This is a genomic window from Nocardioides sp. (genome assembly GCF_051876515.1).
In the GTDB taxonomy this organism is placed as follows: Bacteria; Actinomycetota; Actinomycetes; order Propionibacteriales; family Nocardioidaceae; genus Nocardioides.
The window spans coordinates 1-6,235 of the sequence record NZ_JBJEHY010000210.1 but is presented as its reverse complement, the minus strand read 5'-3'; the positions used below and the strand labels follow the sequence as shown (position 1 = coordinate 6,235).

The window sequence follows — 6,235 nt, the reverse complement described above, 5'->3', positions numbered from 1 at the left end:
GGCGTCGACCCGCACTCTGCCCTCCTGCGGGCCTGGGGACTCGAGGACGACCTCGACGGGCTGGAGCGGTTCTCGATGACCGTGGTGGAGGCGGTGGCCGGTGAGGTCAGCGTGGTGAAGCCGCAGAGCGCGTTCTTCGAACGGTTCGGCAGCCGCGGCGTCGCCGTGCTCGAGCGGGTCATGGAGGCCTCGAGGGCCGCGGGCGCGCTGGTGCTGCTGGACGTGAAGCGCGGCGACATCGGTTCCACCAGCCAGGCGTACGCCGACGCCTACCTCGACTCGGCCTCGCCGCTGGCGGCGGACGCGATCACCGCGTCGCCGTACCTCGGCTTCGGCTCCCTGACGCCGATGGTGGAGACGGCGCGCCGCCACGGCCGCGGCGTCTTCGTCCTCGCCCTCACGTCCAACCCCGAGGGCCCCGAGGTCCAGCACGCGAGGGCGGGGGAGCGTTCTGTCGCGGGCGTGGTGCTCGACCACCTGCGCGAGCTCAACGCCGGGGCCGACGGCGAGGGCTCCTTCGGGGCCGTGGTCGGAGCGACCCTGACCGGCACCGAGGAGGACCTCGACTTCGGCGGCCCGATCCTGGCGCCGGGCTTCGGGGCCCAGGGCGGCACAGTGGAGGACATGCGCCGGATCTTCGGCGCGGCCGCCCACCGCGTCCTGCCCTCGTCCAGCCGGGGTGTCCTGGTCGCCGGGCCCGACCCGGTCCAGCTGCGTGACGCGGCTCGGCGCGACAACGACGCGGTTGCGGGGCTCGCCGGCTGAGGGGCCGCTCACACGCCCGCCCGGACGGTCGTCTGCGAGCAGGGACCCCCGATTGCCGGGGCGCTGCGGCTGTGACTAGATTGACCGAACTGCAACCCCCTCGACAGAAGGAACACCTCGTGGCACTGCCCTCACTCACCCCCGAGCAGCGTCAGGCGGCGCTCGACAAGGCTGCCGCGTCGCGACGTGAGCGGGCCGAGGTGAAGAACCGCCTCAAGAATGCGGGCGCCTCCATCGTCGAGGTGCTGGCCGAGGGCCAGGAGAACGAGGTCATCGGCAAGATGCGCGTGGTCGACCTGCTGCAGTCGATGCCCGGTCTGGGCAAGGTCCGCGCCCGTCAGGTGATGGAGCGCCTGGGCATCGCCGAGAGCCGCCGTGTGCGTGGCCTGGGGGTCAAGCAGGTGGCGGCGCTGGAGCGCGAGTTCGCGCCCTCCACCGACGCCTGAGGCCCCGCGTGAGCAACAACCCCGTGGCCCCGTCGCGACTGGTCGTCCTCGCCGGCCCCACGGCCGTGGGCAAGGGAACGGTCGCGGCCCGGGTCCGCGAGACGCACCCCGAGGTGTGGGTCTCGGTCTCGGCGACGACGCGTCGCCCGCGACCGGGCGAGGTGGACGGCGTCCACTACCACTTTGTCACCGACGAGCAGTTCGACGACATGGTCGCCCGCGACGACCTGCTGGAGTGGGCGACCGTGCACAAGGTCGCCCGGTACGGCACGCCGCGCGGTCCCGTCGAGGCCGTCCTGGCCCAGGGCCGTCCCGCCATGCTGGAGATCGACCTGCAGGGTGCGCGCCAGGTGCGGGCCAACATGCCCGAGGCGCTGCTGGTCTTCCTGAAGCCGCCGTCGTGGGACGAGCTCGTACGACGACTCGTCGGTCGGGGCACCGAGGACGAGGCCGAGCGGGAGCGTCGGCTGGCCACGGCGCGCGACGAGCTGGCCGCGGAGACGGAGTTCGACGTGACGATTGTGAACGCCGAAGTTAACGAAGCGGCCGAGCAGTTGGTAGCCTTGATGGTGACGTCTGGCTCCGCCGGCTCCTGATCGAGGGGTCCGAGCCGCCCCGCGGGTGGTGCAAGCGGACCGGACGTCGTTCCGAGTCCCCGAGCCTGTGAGGCGTTTCGACTGTGGCTTCTCCCACGACTGCTGCTGAGGGTGTCACCAACCCTCCGATCGACGACCTGCTGTCCAAGACCGACAGCAAGTACCGTCTGGTCCTCTACGGTGCGCAGCGCGCCCGCCAGATCAACGCCTACTACTCCCAGCTCGGCGAGGGCCTGCTGGAGTACGTCGGCCCGCTCGTGGACACCCACGTCCAGGAGAAGCCCCTCTCGATCGCGCTGCGCGAGATCAACGAGGACCTGCTGACCTACGAGGAGATCGACCCGGCGGAGCTTGCCGCCGAGGCCGACGCGCCTGCTGCCGAGTGACTCGGCGGTACTGGTGACGACCGACCGCTACGAGGCCGCGCTCCCTGAGGGAGCGCGGCCGCGTGTCGTCCTGGGCGTGGCAGGCGGCATCGCCGCGTACAAGGCCTGTGAGCTGCTGCGACGACTGACCGAGTCCGGGCACGACGTGACGGTGGTGCCGACCGCGGCCGCGCTGGAGTTCGTCGGCGCGCCCACCTGGTCGGCGCTGTCCGGCAAGCCCGTCTCGGCCCAGGTGTGGGACCGGGTGCACGAGGTGCCGCACGTCAAGATCGGCCAGGAGGCCGACCTCGTCGTGGTGGCCCCGGCGACCGCCGACCTCATGGCCAAGGCGGCCCACGGGATCGCGGACGACCTGCTGACCAACACGCTGCTGACCGCACGCTGTCCGGTCGTGCTCGCGCCCGCGATGCACACCGAGATGTGGGAGCACCCCGCGACGGTCGCCAACGTCGCCACGCTGCGTGAGCGCGGCGTGCTGGTCCTGGAGCCCGCGGACGGGCGCCTGACCGGCAAGGACACCGGCAAGGGGCGCCTGCCCGATCCCGTCGAGATCTTCGACCTCTGCCGCGAGGTCCTCACCCGCGGCCGGACCCCCGCCGACCTGACGGGTCGACACGTCGTGGTGAGCGCGGGCGGCACCCGCGAGTACCTCGACCCGGTCCGCTTCCTCGGCAACCGGTCCAGCGGCCTGCAGGGGTACGCCCTGGCCCGGGCCGCTGCCGCCCGGGGCGCGCGGGTGACCCTCGTGGCGGCCAACACGGCGCTGACGGACCCCGCGGGCGTCGACGTGGTCCGCGTCGAGACGACCGCGCAGCTGCGGGAGGCGGTCGTGGCCGCCGCCCGCGAGGCCGACGCCGTGGTGATGGCGGCAGCGCCCGCCGACTACCGGCCCACCAGCGTCAGCCGGGCCAAGATCAAGAAGGCCGAGGACGGTTCCTCGCCGACCATCGAGCTCGAGCAGAACCCGGACATCCTCAAGGAGATCTCGCAGCACCGTCTGCGCGAGGGTGCCGTCATCGTCGGCTTCGCCGCCGAGACCGGTGACGACACGGGATCGGTGCTCGACCTGGGGCGCGCCAAGCTGGCCCGCAAGGGCTGCGACCTGCTCGTCGTCAACGACGTGAGCGGCGGTGCCGTCTTCGGCAGCCCCGACAACGCTGCGGTCATCCTTTCCACCCAGGGGGATACCGTGGAGGTGCCGCGTGGGTCGAAGGCCCAGCTGGCCCACGTGATCTGGGATCTCGTGGTCGCCGGACTTGCACGCTGAGACAGCGCAACCGCGTTCCTACTCCTGCGTATGCTTGGCCACCTTGTGCCGACGGCAACCCGTCGGCCGATCACACAGAACTGGGAGATGAGAGTGCCCGGACGTCTTTTCACGTCGGAGTCGGTGACCGAGGGTCACCCCGACAAGATCGCTGACCAGATCAGTGACGCCGTCCTCGACTACCTCATGGAGGCTGACAGCGACCGCGAGAACCTGCGTGTCGCCGTCGAGACGCTGCTGACCACGGGCCTCGTGGTCGTCGCGGGCGAGGTCCGCACCAACGCGTACGCCCCGGTCGCGGACCTGGTGCGCGCCAAGATCCTCGAGATCGGCTACGACGACTCCGACAAGGGCTTCGACGGGCGTACCTGTGGCGTCCAGGTGGCGATCGGTGCGCAGTCCGCCGACATCGCGGCCGGCGTCGACGAGGGTCACGAGACCCGCGTGGGTGACTCCGAGGACGACCTCGACAAGCGCGGCGCCGGCGACCAGGGCCTGATGTTCGGCTACGCCTGCGACGACACCCCCGAGCTGATGCCGCTGCCGATCACGATCGCGCAGCGCCTCTCCGAGCGGCTGTCGGTCGTCCGCAAGGACGGCACGCTCCCGTACCTGCGACCCGACGGCAAGACGCAGGTCACCATCGAGTACGACGCGGACGACCGCCCGGTGCGCATCGACACCGTGGTCCTCTCCACGCAGCACGCGGAGGAGATCGGGCACGCCCAGCTCGAGTCCGACATCAAGGAGTACGTGATCGAGCCGGTGCTCGAGGGCTTCGACATCGACTCCGAGGGCCACCGCATCCTGGTCAACCCGACCGGCAAGTTCGTCGTCGGCGGCCCGATGGGCGACGCCGGCCTCACCGGCCGCAAGATCATCGTCGACACGTACGGCGGCATGGCCCGCCACGGTGGTGGCGCGTTCTCGGGCAAGGACCCGTCCAAGGTGGACCGCTCCGCCGCGTACGCGATGCGCTGGGTCGCGAAGAACGTCGTGGCCGCCGGACTGGCGCGCCGCTGCGAGGCCCAGGTCGCGTACGCGATCGGCAAGGCGGCCCCGGTGGGCGTCTTCATCCAGACCTTCGGCACCGGTGTCGTGGACGACGAGAAGATCCAGGAGGCCGTCCTGCAGGTCTTCGACCTGCGGCCCGCCGCGATCATCCGCGACCTCGACCTGCTGCGCCCGATCTACTCCAAGACCGCGGCGTACGGCCACTTCGGTCGCGAGCTGCCCGAGTTCACCTGGGAGAGCACCGACCGCGCCGAGAAGCTTCGCGCCGCGGCCGGCCTCTGACCGTTCCACGCTGAAGCCCTCCCCGCCCGTCGCGGGGAGGGCTTCGACGTGTCGGCGGCTCCTGCTAGGAATCTCCTCATGACCACATCGGGCGACGGCGCCGGGGCAGAGATGCTGCCCGGGCTCCGTGCTGCCGTCGCGGACGCGCAGGCCAAGGCAGCGGCCACCCGCGCCCGCAACGCCCAGTCGTGGGAGCCCGCGGCTGAGCGCCCGGTGGCGAGCGTGCTGCTCGACCTGCCGCTCGCCCACCTCGACCGCCCGTTCGACTACGCAGTCCCGGCCTCGATGGCGGATGCCGCCGTCCCGGGCGCGCGGGTGAAGGTCAGGTTCGCCGGGCAGGAGGTGCCCGGGTTCGTGGTGGGGCGGGGCGAGCAGAGCGCCCACGACGGCCGCCTGCAACCCCTCAAGCGGGTGGTGAGCCCGGAGCCGGTGCTCAGCCCCGAGATCGCAGCCCTGAGCGGCCTCGTGGCGCAGCACTGGGCCGGGGTGCGGGCCGACGTGCTGCGCCTCGCGGTGCCGCCGCGCCACGCCACGACGGAGCGGGTGGCCTCGACGCCGGCTCCCGCGCTCCTGGCCCTGCCGGCACCGGCGAGGTGGGGACACGTGCGCCACCACGACGCCTTCTTCCGCCACCTGGGCGAGGGTTCTGCCCCGCACGCGGTGTGGGGAGCGGTCCCGGGCGACGACTGGCCGGCGATGGTGGCCGAGGCGGTCGGAGTCGCGCTCGCGGCGGGCCGCGGCGCCGTGGTCTGTGTGCCCGACGGTCGCGACGTGGACCGGGTCTCCGCGGCCCTGACCGACCTGCTGGGGGAGGGCCAGCACGCCGTGCTCCGCGCGGACGTGGGACCGGCCCAGCGGTACGCCGAGTTCCTGTCGGTCTCGCGCGGGGCCCGTCGCGTCGTGGTGGGGACGCGCTCGGCCGCCTTCGCCCCGGTGCGCGACGTGGGGCTCTTCGTCATCTTCGACGACGGCGACCCCTCGCACCACGAGCCTCGCGCCCCGTACCCGCACACCCGCGAGGTGCTGCGGCTGCGTGCGGAGCAGACGGGGGCGGGGCTGCTCGTCGGCGGGTTCGCCCGCAGCATCGAGGCGGACCAGTGGGTCGCCTCGGGCTTCGCAGCGCCGCTGGACGTGCCCCGCGAGGAGGTGCGTCGACGGGTCCGGGTCGACGTGGTCCCCGCGGAGGACCGCGCCATCGCGACCAGGCTCCCGCGCGTCGCGCGCGACGCGATCCGGACCGCCCTGGACGACGGGCGACCGGTGCTCGTGCAGACCCCGCGCCAGGGGTACGCCCCCGCGCTGGCCTGCGAGCAGTGCCGCACCCCCGCCCGGTGCACCCACTGTGCCGGTCCCATGCAGCTCACCGGCCCGACGACTCCGCCGGCATGCCGCTGGTGCGCCACGGCGGCCCCGGCCTGGGCCTGTCCGACGTGCGGCCACCACGGCCTGCGTGCGCCGGTCCGCGGCAACGTGCGCACG

The 6,235-nt window shown here is 72.7% G+C and carries 7 protein-coding genes; all 7 read left to right on the top strand.

Annotated features, from left to right (window positions below; genetic code table 11):
* On the top strand, positions 1-765 hold a 765-nt coding region (gene pyrF / locus ACI379_RS15280; protein ID WP_439792966.1), incomplete at its 5' end, for an orotidine-5'-phosphate decarboxylase.
* 119 nt (positions 766-884) lie between these two features.
* The gene (gene mihF, locus ACI379_RS15275; protein WP_439792965.1) at positions 885-1,211 is read left to right on the top strand and encodes an integration host factor, actinobacterial type; all 327 of its coding nucleotides are present in this window, start codon (positions 885-887) and stop codon (positions 1,209-1,211) included.
* Between the two features lie 8 nt (positions 1,212-1,219).
* Positions 1,220-1,807: a guanylate kinase gene (gmk, locus tag ACI379_RS15270; RefSeq protein WP_439792964.1), complete on the top strand. Its 588-nt coding sequence runs from the start codon at positions 1,220-1,222 to the stop codon at positions 1,805-1,807.
* Between the two features lie 83 nt (positions 1,808-1,890).
* Positions 1,891-2,193: a DNA-directed RNA polymerase subunit omega gene (rpoZ, locus tag ACI379_RS15265; RefSeq protein WP_439792963.1), complete on the top strand. Its 303-nt coding sequence runs from the start codon at positions 1,891-1,893 to the stop codon at positions 2,191-2,193.
* A 13-nt stretch (positions 2,194-2,206) separates the two neighbouring features.
* Complete coding sequence (coaBC, locus tag ACI379_RS15260) at positions 2,207-3,460, top strand: bifunctional phosphopantothenoylcysteine decarboxylase/phosphopantothenate--cysteine ligase CoaBC (RefSeq protein WP_439792962.1); 1,254 nt, start codon at positions 2,207-2,209, stop codon at positions 3,458-3,460.
* A 93-nt stretch (positions 3,461-3,553) separates the two neighbouring features.
* A complete protein-coding gene (gene metK / locus ACI379_RS15255; protein ID WP_439792961.1) occupies positions 3,554-4,756 on the top strand; it encodes a methionine adenosyltransferase in 1,203 nt (400 codons plus the stop codon).
* Positions 4,757-4,834: 78 nt separating this feature from the next.
* Positions 4,835-6,235: primosome assembly protein PriA (locus tag ACI379_RS15250; protein WP_439792960.1), on the top strand; the 1,401-nt coding region annotated here is incomplete at its 3' end.